This window comes from Nocardia sp. JMUB6875, from assembly GCF_041154655.1.
Taxonomy (GTDB): domain Bacteria; phylum Actinomycetota; class Actinomycetes; order Mycobacteriales; family Mycobacteriaceae; genus Nocardia.
Genome location: NZ_BAAFGR010000102.1, coordinates 14,781 through 29,697 on the forward strand (window position 1 = coordinate 14,781; position 14,917 = coordinate 29,697).

Consider the following 14,917-nt stretch of genomic DNA (forward strand, 5'->3'; position numbering starts at 1 on the left):
GCTGCACCGCCGGTGGCGGCCGCCCCGGCGGTCACGTCAACGGCCCGAATGTCGGCGAGCCCGTTCCGCGAGCGCGGTGCGCAGACCGTGACGGCCCGACGGCGAATCGACCGCGGTCCGCGGGTGCGGGCCGAACTTGTCTTCCGACGATGTCTCGGGGGCATCGTCGGAGGTCGCGATCAGCAAATCGTCGGGGAGCGCGAGTTTGCCGATCGTGCGCAGGGTGAGCAGGTATTGCCGGGGCAGCCGGCCGGTGTTGTAGGGCAGATCGTATTTGTCGCAGAGGGCGCGGACGCGCTCGGCTATCTCCGGGTAGCGGTTGCTGGGCAGATCGGGGAACAGGTGGTGTTCGATCTGGTGGGACAGGTGGCCGCTGAGGAAGGCCAGCACCGGGCCGGCGTCGAAGTTCGCGGTGCCGAGCATCTGCCGCAGATACCATTCCGGTTTGGACTCGTGCTCGATCGCAGCGGGCGTGAATTTCTCCGCGCCGTCGGGGAAATGGCCGCAGAAGATCACCACGTACGCCCACAGGTTGCGCAGCGCGTTGGCGGCCGCGTTCGCGGCGAGGGTGCGGCGCCAGCGGCGGCCGCTCAGGGCCGGGAGGAGTAGATAGTCCTTGCCGGTCTGGCGGGCGATCTTGCGCAGCAATGCCCTGGTGTGCGTGGACTTCTCGGCGGCGGTCGCGGCGCGATCCTGTTCGGAGTACAGGCCGTGCAGCGCGATGCCCCACTCGAAAGTCACTGCCAGGAACAGGTTTTGCAGTGGTTGGAGCAGCAGTCGCGGCCGCCACGGCTGATCGCGTGTCACCCGCATGACGCCGAAGCCGATGTCGTCGTCGATGCCGAGCACGTTGGTGAACACGTGATGGCGGTAGTTGTGCGAATAGCGCCACTGCGACGACACCCCGGCCATATCCCATTCCCAAGTGCTGGAATGGATTTCCGGATCGTTCATCCAGTCCCATTGGCCGTGGCAGACATTGTGGCCGATCTCCATGTTCTCGATGCTCTTCGCGCTTGCCAGCGCCACCGTGCCGAGTGCGACACCGGGTTTCGTTCTGCTGCAGGCGATGACGAGGCGTGAGGTCAGGTCGAGGATGCGCTGGAAGGCGATCGTCCGGCGGATGTAGGCCGCGTCCCGGGTGCCGAGCCGTTGCTCGATGTCACCGCGAATCGCGTCGAGCTCATGCCCGAGCGCCTCGACGTCCTCCGGACTCAAATGCGCGTAGACCGCGACCTGCGTAATCGCCATTCTCCCAGCTTAGGCCTCGCTACAGTTCATGTCTACGGCGTAGAATTACGTCGTAGATGAATATTCTCCATCGAGAGCGGGGCGACCACCATGAACCGAATCCGAGCCGGACCCGCTGATACCCCGAAGCCCCCGGCGAATCGAACGCGCAACGCTCCCCTGACCCGCGCCGCGATACTGACCGCCGCGCTCGAGATCATCGACCACGACAGCGTCGACCAGCTCTCGATGCGCCGCCTCGGACAGGCGCTCGGTCGCGACCCGATGACCCTCTACCGCCACGCCGCCAACAAGGCCGCGCTGCTCGACGGTGTCGCCGAACTCGTGCTCGCGCAACTGACCGTCGACCCCGGTGACGCCGACTGGCGCCACCAATTACGCAGCATCGCACGCGATTACCGCCATCTCGCCGTCGCCCACCCGAACACGGTGCCGCTGCTGGTCACCCTGCCCCTGGCCACCCCGCTGGCACTGCGCCCCCTGGGGACCCTGCGGCCACTGGAACACATCCTCGACCTGCTCACCCGAGCGGATTTCAGCAGCCCCGACGCGTTGCACATCTATCGCGCGCTGTTCGGCTTCCTGCATGGTCACATCCTCACCGAACTCCAGGAACTCGTCGAACGCCCCGAGGAGACCGACGACGTGCTGCGCCTGGGCTTGTACCGTCTCCCGATCGGCGAGTTCCCGCTGCTGCGTGGCCTCGCCTCGGACCTGGCCGCCTACGACGGCGCGATCGAACTGGAGCGCGGCCTCGACATTCTGCTCGGCGGCCTGTCTCTCACCATTCCCGCGACCGCGACAAAACCCCGAAAGAAGCATCGATCATGACACCACCACGGCACAGCACCACCGCGAACCAGATGTCCCCGCCACACCGGCTTCGACTCGAGCTGAACGCCGCCGGCACCGGACCCGTCGACGGATTCTGGTGGCCGCACGGCCGTGACCTGGCCGCGGAGCTTCCACCATTGCTTGCGATGCTCGTACCGGCGCTGGGCTCGATCCAGCGGGTGGTCTACCACCTCGACGAATGGAGCTCCGCACCGAGGAAACTCGATGTCGGCGGACGGCAGGTGCGGCTCGACGGCTACCGGCACATGCCCGCCCGCATCCTCGAGGTCCACGGCGTCGAGGTCGGCGCCCGGCTCACCCTCCGCCTCATCACTCCGATCGACGATACCGATATGGTTGCCGCGCAACAGCGTTGGGACTCCGAGGGCGGAGCGGTCAATGCCCGGGAGCGGGCAGCGTCGCGGTGAGACCGGTCAGCAGGATATCGAGACCGCGTTCGAGTTCGGCCGCACCGTCGTAGGCGGCCAGCACCGGCGCGAGCTCACGCACGAGCGGAAACTCGTCGAGTGGTAGCCGGTACAGCCCCAGGCGCAGCACCTCGTCGGTCTCCTCGGGGCGCTCCACGATCTCCTGCAACTCGTTGAGCACATGCCCGTAGAGGAATCCGAACAGGGCGCGGTAGACGTGCAACGCGTCCGCACCGGAAAACCCCGCGCGGGTCAGTAATTCGAGGATGCCCTCCAGTGGCCGCACCACCGACGGCGGGCGCAGGCCCAGGGGCGTCGACAGCGGGCGGGTCACCAGCAGCGGCACCACCCGCGGGTGCGCCAGCGCCAACCGGCGGAAATCCCTTGCGACGGCCCGCAACTGGCCGGCCCAATCGCTGTCGGTGGCATCCACGGACAGCTGCGCGAACACGATCTCGGCGATACCGTCGAGGACCGCGGCCTTGTTCGCCACATGCCGGTAAATCACCATCGGATCGCGGCCGACGGCCTCGGCCAGTCGCCGCATCGACAACACGTCCACGCCCTCGCGATCCACCAGCTCGAGCGCTGCGGTCAGCACGACCGCCCTGGTAACCGGGCCATTGCCGGTATCGGCCCGCCGATTCGCGGATCGCGCGTTCCTGCCACCCGTGCGACGTTCGACCATGCGGAGGATCCTCCGTTTCCCTTCGGACCATCCGAATCAATTCGATCGTAGACAGACGGCGTTGACAGTGCGGCGCGACTCGCGCTATTCGCCGCGGGTGCGCGCTCCGGCCCAGGTCGGCGGCATTGCGCTCACCAGCGCGGCGATCTCCGGGGATGCGCCGCTCGCCGCATCTGGTCATCGGCGAGTGGGGGAGGGGTGTCGAACGGGACGACGAGCAGGACCAGCAGTCCGCCATCGGTTCCGATCAGCCGCATCACGGCCGGTGGCTGGTCGAGGCCGGGGCCGAACAACTCGACGCCGTCGGCGTGATCGATGCGGCGTTGGGCCAGGCTCTTGGCATTCCAATCGAATCCGATGCGGGCTATCGGCCCGGTGCGCGGCGTGATGGCGGTGATCAGATCATGCATTTCGGCGGTGAGGTTGGCGGTCCGCGGCCACCACGCGCCGTCGACATCACCGGCCCTGGCGCCGCGTTCCCGCAGCAGCAGCCGTGGCGTGCGGGTCGGCGCCGGGAAGGGCTGGGTCCGATCGGAAGCCGGACCCATGTAGGGCATTCCTATGCGCAAGCCGAACACCTCAGGCCTCCGAGCCCGACAGGATCGCGCGGGCGATGTCCTGATCGGTGGTCGAGCCGATGACGCGCAGGACGATCATGCCGCCGCCCCGGCCGAAGACGTAGAGGGTGTTGCCCAGTTCGAACGGGTAGGCGTCGAGCTGTATCGTTCGCTCCCCGAGGACCAGCCGACCATGGGCCCGTGACCAGCTGGTGCGGTCGTAGACCACTCGTCGCGCCGGTCCCAGCCGACGTGCCAGCACCATCAGCAAATTCGGCAATTCCGCAGCGAGATCACCGGATCGGGGCCACCAGACGCCGTCGATATAGCCGACGTCCTCGCCCCGCGGCGCCAACCGCAAGCGGGGCTCGAGGCCGGGTGGACCCAGGCGTCCGACGGATTGGTCGTGCCACCACTTGCGGAGGACATCTTCGAAGACGATCATGAGCGACTGCCTGCTTTCGACATGTTGACGGCGTGCGGTGCCGCGGCGGCGGTTTCGCGAGCCAGGAAGGCGCTGATCTCGCCGATCGCACTCATCAGCGGCGCCGGGAAGACCACAGTGGTGTTCTTGTCCACGCCCAGTTCGATCAGGGTCTGCAGATTGCGCAGCTGCAGTGCCAGCGGGTGCGCCATCATGACGTCCGAGGCCGCGCCGAGCGCCGCGGCTGCCAGCGATTCACCCTCGGCGGCAATGATTTTCGCGCGCTTCTCGCGCTCGGCCTCGGCTTGGCGGGCCATCGCGCGTTTCATGCTGTCGGGCAACTGGATATCCTTGAGTTCCACCAGCGTCACCTCGACTCCCCACTCGAGGGTGGTGGTGTCGAGGATCTTGCGGATATCGACGTTGATGGTGTCGGTATCGGCCAGCGCCTGATCGAGCGTGTGCTGCCCGACCACCTTGCGCAGGGTGGTCTGGGCGATCTGATCGATTGCCGCATAAACGTTCTCGATCGCGACGACCGACTTCTCGGCATCGACGACCCGGAAGTAGGCGACGGCGGAGATGTCTACGCTGACATTGTCTCGGGTGATGATGCCCTGCGACTGGATCGGCATGGTGACGATGCGCATCGACACTCGCCGCAGGCGATCGACGACCGGGATGATGAAATTCAACCCGGGCTCCCGGACCGCGATCACGCGTCCGAGTCGGAACAGCACACCCCTCTCGTACTGTGTCACCACCCGAATCGACAGCGCCAACAGAACCACGGCCACCACCGCGACGGCGATCGCGACACCGATTACATTCATGACTCCTCCTCACGAAAGTGAGAGTCACACGCCAGCGTAGGCCGTTTCCGCCGTTGGTGTCTACATCGTAGAATAACGTGGTTGACACACTCGGGTCGTCCAGTCAGCGGATCTGCTCGGGAATCGTGTCGAGCGCCTGTAGCACCCGCACCGCCAGTTCGGTCGCCGCGCCGTCGTCGAGCTCGGAATGCTCCCGTACGACGTCTCGGACCCGGGCCACGCGCCGCTCGTATCGCGTTGTGATCGTCACTCTCATACTCCCTCGTAAGCCGCTCGCCCAACCGGCATATCACCGGTCAAGCCGTAGACTTCCATTGTAGCTCTACATTGTTGACACCGACGCCTCGCTGGGCGTGTACTGAACAGGCAACGGTCCAAGGCAAGGCTTGGAGGATCGCCATGATCGTCATCGTCGGACTCGTCATCCTGGTCGCCTCCGTGCTCATCGGGCTGGCCGGCGTCCTGGCCAACGGCGGCAACGCCCACGCACTGACCGACAACTTCGCCGTCTTCGGATATCACGTCACCGGATCGACCGGGTTGCTGTTCCTGTACGGCATCGTCGTCGGCGCCGCAGGGCTGGCCGGACTGGCCATCCTGCTGGGCGGCGCTCGCCGCACCGCCCGCCGGGGTGCGGCCGCCCGGGCCGAGCTCGTGGCGTCGCGCCGGGAACTCGCGGCCTCCGGCTCGGGGACACCGGACACACCCACCCGCTACACCCACACCGGCACCACCGATGCCACGGTCCCCGGAACTCCGACCGGGAATCCCAACCAGGAGCCTCGATGATCACTTTCCTCGCCTTCGCGGCGGGAATCGTCGTCGGCGCGATCGCCGTGATGGCGCTCAACCGCCGCGGACCCCACCTCCCGCCCGGTCTGCGCGGCCGGCGACCCGAAGACACCGCGATGAGCCGCGACATCGACGAGAACGCCGGCGGCTCGAGGCATATCCGCACCTACCCGAGCTGGCGCGACCGATTCGAACGACGATCCTGACCCGCCCCCACACGGTCACGATTTGTCACGAAACAGGTTGAACACCAAGGGAATACGGGAATATAATAGAGTCTTCCCACCCTTCCCGATTGAGCGCTTCGGGTCCGCCGGCACCCACGTGCCGAGGCGTTCCACACGCATCCGATCTGCCGATTCAGCTGTGCATCAACGCCGCGGCCGGCGATATCGACATCGAAACCCGACACAGGGGAGCCGCCATGTCCACACTCACCGCACCCGAATCAGGCCCGGTGGTACTGAGTCCGCAGGAGGTCGAGGAGATCGGCCGCCGGCTCGACGCACTGCGCGCCCGGATCACCGCCGATCTGGGCCGGCACGACCGCGAGTACATCTATTCGATCATCAAGGCGCAGCGCGGTCTCGAGGTGGCCGGCCGCGGCCTGATGTATCTGGGCTTGCTGCCGCCGTTCTGGCTGGCGGGGGTGACCGCCCTGAGCCTGTCCAAGATTCTGGACAACATGGAGATCGGCCACAACGTCATGCACGGCCAGTGGGACTGGATGCACGAGCCGACCCTGAATTCGCAAGTGTTCGAATGGGATCTGGTCTGCCCGGCCGGCCAGTGGAAGCACTCGCACAACTACATCCATCACACCTACACCAATATCCGCGGGCGCGACCGCGACCTGGGCTACGGCTTCCTGCGCATCGACGAAAGCCAGCGGTGGAATCCCTATTACCTGGGCAACCCGGTGTACGCGGCCGCTCTGATGCTGTTGGTGGAGTGGGGCGTGATGCTGCACGATCTCGAGGTGGAGAACATTGTGCGGGGCAAGCGCAACTGGTCCGACCTCCGGCGGCTGATCTCGGCCCAATGGCGCAAGGCCGGCCGGCAGGTGCTCAAGGACTACGTGACCTTCCCGCTGCTGACCGGTCCGCTGTTCGTGCCCACCCTGGCCGGCAATGCCACCGCCAATATCGTCCGCAACATCTGGGCCTACACGATCATCTTCTGCGGCCACTTCCCCGCCGGGGTACAGACGTTCACCGAGGAGCAGACCGCCGACGAGACCCCGGGCGAATGGTACGTGCGGCAAATGCTCGGATCCTCGAACATCACCGGCAGCAAGCTGTTCCACATCCTGTCGGGCAACCTCTCGCATCAAATCGAGCACCACCTGTTCCCCGATCTACCGGCCAACCGATACCAGGAGATCGCCCCCGAGGTGCGTGACCTGTGCGAGAACTACGGCCTGCCGTACAACACCGGTCCGCTGAGCGCGCAAATCGGATCGGTGTGGAAGAAGATCTTCCGACTGGCCCTGCCACCCATCACCACCGGCAACGCCTCTCGGCCCGCCGGTGTCATCATGACGCGATAGCGGCACCGCCGCACCCGACGGTCGCCGCCCCACCGAGTCCGGACGCACCCGGTCCGACTGCCGATTCAGCTGTGCGTCAACGCCGTGGCCGACGATGTCGACAGAGTGCTCTGAGCTGGGGTGTTAGCCGACAGCAGCCCGCGCAGGATGCGAACCTGCGACACGCGACCGGGGGTTTCTCGGCTGCGTATATTGGCTCGCGAATAGGAACCACTGCCTGACCTGGGCGAACGGCGGTCCGAGGAGCGCCCTCGGCGGGGCGCGATATAGATGGGAACAGTACCGACCGGCATCTTCTTGCTGGCCGACTGGTCATCGAAGCCGATTTCGCCCTGAGCAGCGGCAAGCGCTAGGAGGTCGTCGGCGCGAGTTCCTAGTCGATGTCCGGCGTTCTGCGGAGTTCGGTTGGGCTATTTCTGGCGCGATGCCTGCCATTTCGTGATTTCCCACAACACCTCGGCTTGCCGTCGCGCGAGCATCTCGCCCTCGGGTCCGTCGGCGATCACGATCTCGAAGACCGCTTCGGGTGGCGGGTGTCGCCGCTTGCCACGAACACCGCGTGGGGGCTGCTGGGGTGGGTCGTCTCGGGTCATGTTCTTGTTATGGCCCCGCGGTTGGTCTCATGTGAAGACGGCAACCTGGTGCATTCACACGTCCTCATGATCTGTCCGTGGCGGTGCGTCAGCGTGCTCGCCGATTGCCGCCGCGCGGGGGCGGTGGGTTGTATCCGGATCCTTCGCAGGACCCGCACGGCGGCTGCGCCGGTCGCTACTGTCAGAACGACGTAGATTGCGCCCAGCGCGAGGCACCGGCCGTGTACATCCGCGTTTTCGGCCGCCCCGAGATGCCGAGGGGCCGTTGATCTTCAACTAATTCGCCGGACGCCGCGCCACGCGGCAGTTGAGTGCGTTCGGTGCGATGCGACGACACGCCCTGTAGCCGATGCACCTGCGTGGAGGCAGATCGCCGCCGCCGATAATCGTGCCGTGTCCTACTACGGCATCCACGGATACCAACCACGCTGGCTCACGGGGCGCGCCGCCATCGAATCCGCTCACGGTCCACGGTTGAGCCGACTCGTTGGTAGGTCTCTGTCCAATTCCTGGCTGGTTTGGAACCAAGCGGACGATGAGTGGTTCGCCGACTGCCCGGTAGTGCTGGACTTCGACGGTGAACGGGTCGAGATCACTCACCAGAAGTTCGACGAGCTGTCGATCACCTGGAACAGCATCGATCCCCATAGTCAGCGCTCTTGGTCGGACCCCGTGGACGACGACCCCGAGATCCATGCCTTCCACCTGTCCTGGCGGTCCGACGCCATCGCGGCGTTGACCGCACTCGAAGGCCAACCGCTGCTCGCTGTCGACTTGCTCGAAAGGACAAGCCAGCGAGCCGATTTCGCCGCAGGCATGACGGCGGTCAGCTTCGCGTTCGCCGATAGTCGGGTGACCATCAGCAACGGGCTCGACGAGAACAGCCTCGAATTCGGTGCCCCACAGGCCGGCTACATCCAACACCCGCTCCGCGACTGAGAAGAGAAGGAGCCATGGTGGTCGAATTCCCCGATGCCCGAGAGGGCGTCATCGAGTGCCTGAGAGACCTTGCCGATCGCGAGTTCCAGCAACGGGTATGGGTCGAACGCAAAGGCGATCCGAACCTCATCGAGTCACTCGACCAAACCATCGGGGACCTGTTCGACACCTTCCTCGATCACGACGGCCTCGATCGATTCGTCGGTGCCATCCTGATGGACAACGATGAGGCCCACGCGATCAAGGAACTGGCCCAGGTGCTGCTGCCGCTCTATCGGTCGCTGCCCTCCGGTCCGCACGTCACCGATGAAAAGCTCGCAGCGGCAGCGATCTCCGATCCAGGCTGGGATCGAGTCGTCGACTATGCCCGGCGGGCTCTGACACTGATGTCCCGGTGACTGCCGGAACGAACCATCGAAGGCGAGCCTTCCAACCTGCTGCCGGTCCCGGCATAGTGCGAGTTGTTCGCCGTCGGGGCCTTCGGCGAGCTGGACGGTGCCGACCACAGGTCACATTGCGAAGGTTGACCGTATCAAGGTCCCGATGTGGGCTCAGACGTGAAAGAAGTCGTCGGGAAGCCGGTCGCCTGGCCTCAGTCCGAGCTGCTGCATCTTCCACCTCAACTTGGCTGCCAATCCCACGTGCACTTGCATCGAGATGGCCCGGTCGCTCAACTGGCCATCTCCTCCGAGGAACGCGTACCGCTTGGGCGGGACGCAGGTGCCTGGCGAGAGTGTTCCGACACCGTGGTCGGAACGCCATTGGTCGAATACCGCAGCACCGACCGCCCTCACTATCTGTCCGCCAGATACTGAGGCCATCAGCTTCCCGAATGCGGTCAGGGATTCGCACCGCATGCTCGACGGATCGAACATCTCGACGACAGCGTCAGCGCGGTCGCTGGATTCGCGGTCCGGCAGGAGGTACTGCACTCCCCGCCAGTCACCGGCGAAGCAGTGCGCACCCGGCCGCCCCAGGATGCTCGCGATCAGCCCAGACATGCTGTCTTCCAGGGTCTTGTCGTAGACCTGGAATGCACCGCCATGAACCAATACGACAGCTTCTCTCGGCTGATCTCCGATCACGATGTGCCCTCCGCTCGCTTTCTCAGCACTGCCCGGATGATCCAACTGGTGCTATGACCGGCCCACCGCGGAGTCGCACCGGATCTGCTCGGTCTCGGCTATCTGCGTTTGCCGAATGCCTCGATGATCTCGTCGGTGAGCCGTCCACGTGCCGAGACCTGAAAACCGTTCTGGCGCGCCCATTCCCGGATCCGAGCCGACTCTTCGCGGGAGAGGACAGGCGTGGGCGTGGTACTGCCGGGGGATTGGCTGTCGGTGCCCGCAGGCTTGGCGGATGTTCCGCCCGGCCACGACAGGTTCAGTGCGTCGAACCATGGCATGAACGGTGTACCGATAGACCCCAAACCCGCTGCCATCTCATCGAATCGGCTCTCCACTGCCACGGCACGGGCAGGATCGCAGTCCCACAACCTCGCCATCGCGGTCGCGGCCACCGTCCCGGCGATGTCGGGCTTCGTGTCGATCTGCGAGCCCGAGGGGGCGGGCAAGTGCTTTCGGTACACCGGCGTCGAGATCCCGTCGACGATCTGCCAGCAGGTCCATTCGGCCCCGAACTCATCCCAATCGTCGGCGACCACCACCCGCCCCGCCCTCACACCGTCGAACAACTCTGGACCAACCTCGGCGAAGATCAGCCGTGCGGTACACCACGATGTCCGCCACCAATTCCCCACCGCCACAGGCGGATGCACGACACACCGATCAGCGACGAACCCCGGTGAGCCCCGCAAGACGGCCAGGATCGCATCACCCTCCTCACGGGTCGCCGTGTCTGCGACAGCCGCCATTCCATAGGTGCTCATAACGCCCCCTATGGTCTCGAAAATGATCAACTGACCACGGCAGACGCGCCGACAACAGGTGTTCTCCCGGTGCGACGGTATGGTCGCGAACATGACCGATGACCGACCATCGGGTCGATCGCGCTGGGGCACACCGATCTCGTTCGTGCTCTACCGAACTCCCGAGTGCTGGCGGCATGCCATCTACTCCCGCGATCCCAGCGGCATCATGGACGGATACTTGCGCGACGTCCCTGTGACCGCAGCGGTGGAAGAAGCGCAGGCCGAGTTGCTTCGGCGGGTCGAGCTGGCGCACGGTCGGAAGTTCCATGTGCACTGGGAACCGGCCGACAAGCCCGACTGGTGGACGGCCGAGATCACAGACGCCGGTCCACTGTCCGAGGACGAGTCGAACGAACAGCACACCGATCCGTAAGTGACGCTGCGGAGCCAGCCTATGTTTGGCCCGTAGCCTCGGCTGCGTGCACACCACGCTGACCGAACACGCTCGGCGCTTGTACGGCGATGAATACCGCCCGGCTACGGACTGCGCCGAGGAACACAACGAGCGGGCCTTCCTCAACGAGCTGACCTTCGCGGACCTCGACGCGATTCTGTCCATGCTTCACGAGTTGTCGCCACAGGTCGTCGACGGGAATCTACATGTGTGGGTACGGAATCTGGCCTACCAACTAGCCGTGTTCCAACGACCCGACGACCCAGCGGTGCTACGCGAGGCAGCCGACAGTCTCTACATGTTCGGACCCTAATGTGACGACATCGCAGCCGGACTTTCGCGAACGTGCACAACAGCTCGAATAGCGCCGACAGCGGAAGTCATCGATCCCAGCTTCCTCGGTTCGGTACATGTGTTGTGGCAAGCTGCGGGTATGGATGGTGTTCTCACCTTCGATCATGAGCTGACCATCCACCTCGATCCCGGTACCTACCACTGGATCAGCGTAAAGGTCTTCCGATTCGAGTCCGCGCAACCGAACCACGAGCAGCTGCTCTCCGCGCTGATTGCGCACCCGCGGTATCGCGATCACTACGCCACAGATTTTGCCGAACAAGGGACCCACGCCCTGCACGGGCCGTACCGGCTCGACGCCATCACTGCGGACACTTTCACCCCGACCACCGCAGAGGCCGCAAGGACACTCCTGCAGGACTGGGCGAACACCGCTAGTGGTTCGGTGCCCGTGAAGGTCCAGAGGGAGCTCGACGAACGGGTGTTCGCGTGGTTGGGGCTAGGTGTGTTGTATCGATTGCCCGACCTTCGTCCTGGTGCCGAGCACGATTGGGGCTGGGTTGTGGGTGCCATCAACGGTTTTCACGAACTGGTTTCAATCGACCACAAAAACCGCATCCTCACCCTGGTCGTTGCGGCAGACGACTAACACAGCTCGGGAAGGGACATGACCATGGTCAGTTTGCACCTTGAGGAGAGCGCTGAGTCCGGCGGCCGGGATCGCTGCGGAGTGCTTCGTTGAACTCGTCGATTGTCATCGTCAGGGCTCGACTGAAAGGAACTCCCGAGACGTGCCCGCCGACATAGCATGCGCCCGGATCGCGGGCGAGGACGTACCGGTCCCAATCGCCGTTGATAGGGGTCCGTTGCACCCCGTCTGCGACACTATCTCGCCAGTTGTCGAGAGGGGCGAGTCCCGACGTCCTGCGAAACATGTTTCCGACGATGAATGCCGCCGCCTTAGCGATGTCTTCATATCGACTGTAGAACAACGAGGGTTGATCGCCTTCGCGAGGAATCGATTCGATTAGTTCGTACCCATCCGGGAGGGCTCGAACGGTGTACCCAACTTGATTATAGATACCGAAGATGAGTGTTCCGTCTGGCCTTTGAATCGGCGCGAACCATGGAAAGTCCTGCCCGAGACTGGAGTATTCGTTATCCCAATATCGCAGGACGGCGGACAGTAAGGCTGCCTGATCATCGGTGATGGTCGAGAGCTCCATATTTCCTGCAGATTCGTTGCTCATTCCTTGAGGAACCCTTTGGATGGGTTGGTATAGGTTTGGAAGGCAGAGCCGCGAACGTCACGATAAAAGCGTTCTAGGTCGTTATTCAGCTTCATCTCTGTATTCGGGCTTCTTTGCGAAGGATGTCATCGCGCGGACCAGATGGCGAGCTCGCCTCCGGGCATCGAGACCACTCGGTAGCCGCCTGGCCCTACGAGCTTCCAAGCTTCGTAATCGCTGTCCGCCGGTACTGCGAGCATATCGCCGGAGCCGAAAAAGATCCTTAGTGCTCCCTGGTCATCGACTTCGGCGGATTCAATCAGACCCCTCATAGACCGAGCTGGTTCGCCACCCCAGGGTGCGGCACCGGGGTCGAGATCGTAACTCTCCCCACCGAGAGTGGCGTGCATCGAACCCTCGATCCTGAATTCGAATCCTCCGTCGGTGCTCACTAATAGGGCGAAATCCGAAGGCTCCGAGACCGCAAACTGGCCGTTAACTGGGAGATTCATTGATTCCAACCCTTCGGTATCGGGTAATTGCCGCCGGGGTCCAGGGGAATATGCGTATCCGGCTTTGGTCCAGGCTTGCCATTCAAGTCCAATGGCTGACCGTTGCCTTCCGAATTGTAGAACCGCACATACCCGTCTGGGTACCGCGGTGTGGGGTCCATGATCCGTACTGAGTCTGCATCACCCGGGGCACCTGGTCGTTGCCAGACCACCCCCTTCCCATTGTCGGCAGTCCTGGGAACCCAGCCGTCGGGAACACCCTCTGGTCTAGCGAAGGGCGGATCACCCGCGCCCTTCGGCGCTTCGAGTACCCGGGGAGGAGTGCTGGTGGCGCCGTCGGCGAGACCAGTCCCCGCGCGATCGGCCAATCCGATACCCGCGCGGTCGACAGTGCCGAGGACTCCGTCACCGATGACGGCGGCGCCGACGTCGAGTCCTATTTCTGTTTGCCAGTATTGCGGGCCTTGGGTTTTCAGGTCATCCAGTCTTAGTGCGTCGTTGCCTGTGTCGACGAGCGTCTGAGCTCGTTTGTCGGAGTCGGACAGATTCTGAGCGAAGTCAGCGGTCTTTTGCCCGACCTCCCACCAACTGTCCTTCATTTCCTGCAAGCCATTAAGGCCCATCAAGCGATTCTCTAGTTCAGCACCGGATTTCAGGGCATTCCCGAGCTTCGACACCCAGTCTCTTGTCGCGCGTGACGAAGGATCATCAGGACTTGAGTCTTCGTGGACGGTTTGCGGACGTCCCTGATCGTCGTAGGTGACGGTGAGTGTTTGTGGGTGCCCGTGGGAGTCGGTGTAGTTGAATACTCCGGGTTTGATGCTGCCGTCAGGGTTGCGGGCTGGGCTGAAAGTGCGGGTTTCGTCGGTGTCGGGGTCGGTGATGGTGACGGAGGTGGGGTTGCCGTTGCTGTCGTAGTTCCATTGCTGGGTTTGCCCGTCGGGTCCCTTGTACTCGACACTCCTGGGGTGGCGGACGGTTCCGTCGGGGCCGGTGATGGTGAAGTTGTTGGTGGTGACGTCGCCGTTGGTGGTGGTTTCTTTCTGGATATCGCTTTGGAGGATGTTGCCCATCAGCGCGAGGTCCGGATCCGATCCGCCGCCTGTAGTTGTGCCCTGAGGTAGCAATGTCTCCTCGGGACCGGTGTGGAGGATCGTCCCGATCAGTGCCTTGTCCGGATCCGATGGCGATGAAGTAGACGGTGGGGTTTTGGGCGCAGAAGGAGATGGTGGCGTCTTGGGCGACGAAGTCGCCGGTGCCGAAGGCGACGTTGTTGGCGCTCCGCCTCCACCACCGTCAACGGCGGCTATTGATGGGACGGCTTTCACATCGTGGAGCAGGGGCTTCACGATGTCCCGTGGGGAGCTTGGCCTGCTTATCGATGAAGCGCCGGCGAGGAAGGCCGCCGAGCCCGCGATCATCAGCAGTGGCAGACGTGGATCAGAGCCCGAGCCCTCGGGTTGGGCAGTCGTCGACTCTGGCTGGGGTGCTTGAGTAGTTACCGGCTCCTGTACGGGATTTCCCTGTAGTAGCCGTTGTTTGGCTGCAGCGAATTCCTGGTCCGAGAGCAGGCCAGCGGCGTGCATCTTCGCCAGTTCTTGTAGTTGCGTCACGATGTCGACGCCGGGTTGCGGTGTTCCCGGTGGTGTTGCGGGGGCCGGGTTTTCGGG

Annotated in this window: 21 protein-coding genes; 10 read left to right on the forward strand and 11 right to left on the reverse strand. The window is 64.1% G+C overall.

Features of this window, described 5'->3' with window-relative positions; all coding sequences use genetic code 11:
* Positions 1-36: 36 nt before the first annotated feature.
* Positions 37-1,251 (reverse strand): fatty acid desaturase, encoded by a 1,215-nt coding sequence (locus tag ACAM49_RS24585; protein WP_369637922.1) that lies wholly within the window; start codon positions 1,249-1,251, stop codon positions 37-39.
* A 90-nt stretch (positions 1,252-1,341) separates the two neighbouring features.
* Between ACAM49_RS24585 and ACAM49_RS24590 the strand changes: the two genes are divergently transcribed.
* Positions 1,342-2,082: a TetR/AcrR family transcriptional regulator gene (locus ACAM49_RS24590; RefSeq protein WP_369637923.1), complete on the forward strand. Its 741-nt coding sequence runs from the start codon at positions 1,342-1,344 to the stop codon at positions 2,080-2,082.
* Positions 2,079-2,513, forward strand: coding sequence for a DUF5994 family protein (locus ACAM49_RS24595; RefSeq protein WP_369637924.1), 435 nt, complete (start codon positions 2,079-2,081; stop codon positions 2,511-2,513). Before ACAM49_RS24590 ends, ACAM49_RS24595 begins: the two co-directional genes overlap by 4 nt.
* On the opposite strand, the gene ACAM49_RS24600 is transcribed toward ACAM49_RS24595, so the two are convergent.
* From ACAM49_RS24600 to ACAM49_RS24620, 5 genes are all read right to left on the reverse strand, one after another.
* Positions 2,482-3,201, reverse strand: a complete 720-nt coding sequence (locus ACAM49_RS24600; protein WP_369637925.1) for a TetR/AcrR family transcriptional regulator C-terminal domain-containing protein — start codon at positions 3,199-3,201, stop codon at positions 2,482-2,484. The genes ACAM49_RS24595 and ACAM49_RS24600 overlap by 32 nt on opposite strands.
* Positions 3,202-3,332: 131 nt before the next feature.
* Positions 3,333-3,770, reverse strand: coding sequence for a DUF5994 family protein (locus tag ACAM49_RS24605; RefSeq protein ID WP_369637926.1), 438 nt, complete (start codon positions 3,768-3,770; stop codon positions 3,333-3,335).
* Positions 3,771-3,780: 10 nt separating this feature from the next.
* On the reverse strand, positions 3,781-4,203 hold the full coding sequence (locus tag ACAM49_RS24610) for a DUF5994 family protein (RefSeq protein WP_369637927.1): 423 nt from the start codon (positions 4,201-4,203) through the stop codon (positions 3,781-3,783).
* Positions 4,200-5,015 (reverse strand): SPFH domain-containing protein, encoded by an 816-nt coding sequence (locus ACAM49_RS24615; RefSeq protein ID WP_369637928.1) that lies wholly within the window; start codon positions 5,013-5,015, stop codon positions 4,200-4,202. The genes ACAM49_RS24610 and ACAM49_RS24615 overlap by 4 nt, the downstream gene beginning before the upstream one ends.
* Before the next feature lie 103 nt (positions 5,016-5,118).
* Positions 5,119-5,265, reverse strand: a complete 147-nt coding sequence (locus tag ACAM49_RS24620) for a DUF6307 family protein (RefSeq protein ID WP_167333409.1) — start codon at positions 5,263-5,265, stop codon at positions 5,119-5,121.
* Between the two features lie 149 nt (positions 5,266-5,414).
* Between ACAM49_RS24620 and ACAM49_RS24625 the strand changes: the two genes are divergently transcribed.
* From ACAM49_RS24625 to ACAM49_RS24645, 5 genes are all read left to right on the forward strand, one after another.
* Entirely contained in the window at positions 5,415-5,804 is a 390-nt protein-coding gene (locus ACAM49_RS24625; RefSeq protein ID WP_369637929.1) for a hypothetical protein, read from the forward strand.
* Positions 5,801-6,013: a hypothetical protein gene (locus ACAM49_RS24630; RefSeq protein WP_369637930.1), complete on the forward strand. Its 213-nt coding sequence runs from the start codon at positions 5,801-5,803 to the stop codon at positions 6,011-6,013. Before ACAM49_RS24625 ends, ACAM49_RS24630 begins: the two co-directional genes overlap by 4 nt.
* Positions 6,014-6,231: 218 nt before the next feature.
* A complete protein-coding gene (locus ACAM49_RS24635) occupies positions 6,232-7,356 on the forward strand; it encodes a fatty acid desaturase (RefSeq protein ID WP_369637931.1) in 1,125 nt (374 codons plus the stop codon).
* Between the two features lie 986 nt (positions 7,357-8,342).
* Positions 8,343-8,888 carry a hypothetical protein gene (locus ACAM49_RS24640; protein ID WP_369637932.1) on the forward strand — a complete coding sequence of 182 codons (546 nt, stop codon included), beginning with the start codon at positions 8,343-8,345 and terminating at the stop codon, positions 8,886-8,888.
* 14 nt (positions 8,889-8,902) lie between these two features.
* A complete protein-coding gene (locus ACAM49_RS24645; RefSeq protein WP_369637933.1) occupies positions 8,903-9,286 on the forward strand; it encodes a hypothetical protein in 384 nt (127 codons plus the stop codon).
* Between the two features lie 153 nt (positions 9,287-9,439).
* Here ACAM49_RS24645 and ACAM49_RS24650 read toward each other — a convergent pair whose 3' ends face one another.
* Positions 9,440-9,973, reverse strand: coding sequence for a hypothetical protein (locus tag ACAM49_RS24650; RefSeq protein WP_369637934.1), 534 nt, complete (start codon positions 9,971-9,973; stop codon positions 9,440-9,442).
* Positions 9,974-10,071: 98 nt separating this feature from the next.
* Complete coding sequence (locus tag ACAM49_RS24655) at positions 10,072-10,869, reverse strand: histone-like nucleoid-structuring protein Lsr2 (RefSeq protein ID WP_369637935.1); 798 nt, start codon at positions 10,867-10,869, stop codon at positions 10,072-10,074.
* Here ACAM49_RS24655 and ACAM49_RS24660 point away from each other — a divergent pair.
* The 3 genes from ACAM49_RS24660 (at position 10,868) to ACAM49_RS24670 (ending at position 12,155) form a co-directional block, all read left to right on the forward strand.
* Entirely contained in the window at positions 10,868-11,191 is a 324-nt protein-coding gene (locus ACAM49_RS24660; RefSeq protein ID WP_369637936.1) for a hypothetical protein, read from the forward strand. The two genes, ACAM49_RS24655 and ACAM49_RS24660, sit on opposite strands and share 2 nt — an antisense overlap.
* Before the next feature lie 46 nt (positions 11,192-11,237).
* Positions 11,238-11,525, forward strand: a complete 288-nt coding sequence (locus ACAM49_RS24665) for a hypothetical protein (protein ID WP_369637937.1) — start codon at positions 11,238-11,240, stop codon at positions 11,523-11,525.
* A 120-nt stretch (positions 11,526-11,645) separates the two neighbouring features.
* Positions 11,646-12,155 (forward strand): hypothetical protein, encoded by a 510-nt coding sequence (locus ACAM49_RS24670; RefSeq protein WP_369637938.1) that lies wholly within the window; start codon positions 11,646-11,648, stop codon positions 12,153-12,155.
* A gap of 28 nt (positions 12,156-12,183) precedes the next feature.
* Here ACAM49_RS24670 and ACAM49_RS24675 read toward each other — a convergent pair whose 3' ends face one another.
* The 3 genes from ACAM49_RS24675 to ACAM49_RS24685 all read right to left on the reverse strand — a co-directional run.
* The gene (locus ACAM49_RS24675) at positions 12,184-12,756 is read right to left on the reverse strand and encodes a hypothetical protein (protein ID WP_369637939.1); all 573 of its coding nucleotides are present in this window, start codon (positions 12,754-12,756) and stop codon (positions 12,184-12,186) included.
* 125 nt (positions 12,757-12,881) lie between these two features.
* A complete protein-coding gene (locus tag ACAM49_RS24680; RefSeq protein WP_369637940.1) occupies positions 12,882-13,247 on the reverse strand; it encodes a DUF6188 family protein in 366 nt (121 codons plus the stop codon).
* A partial coding sequence (locus tag ACAM49_RS24685) for an SHOCT domain-containing protein (RefSeq protein WP_369637941.1) occupies positions 13,244-14,917 on the reverse strand: 1,674 nt, incomplete at its 5' end. The genes ACAM49_RS24685 and ACAM49_RS24680, both read right to left, overlap by 4 nt.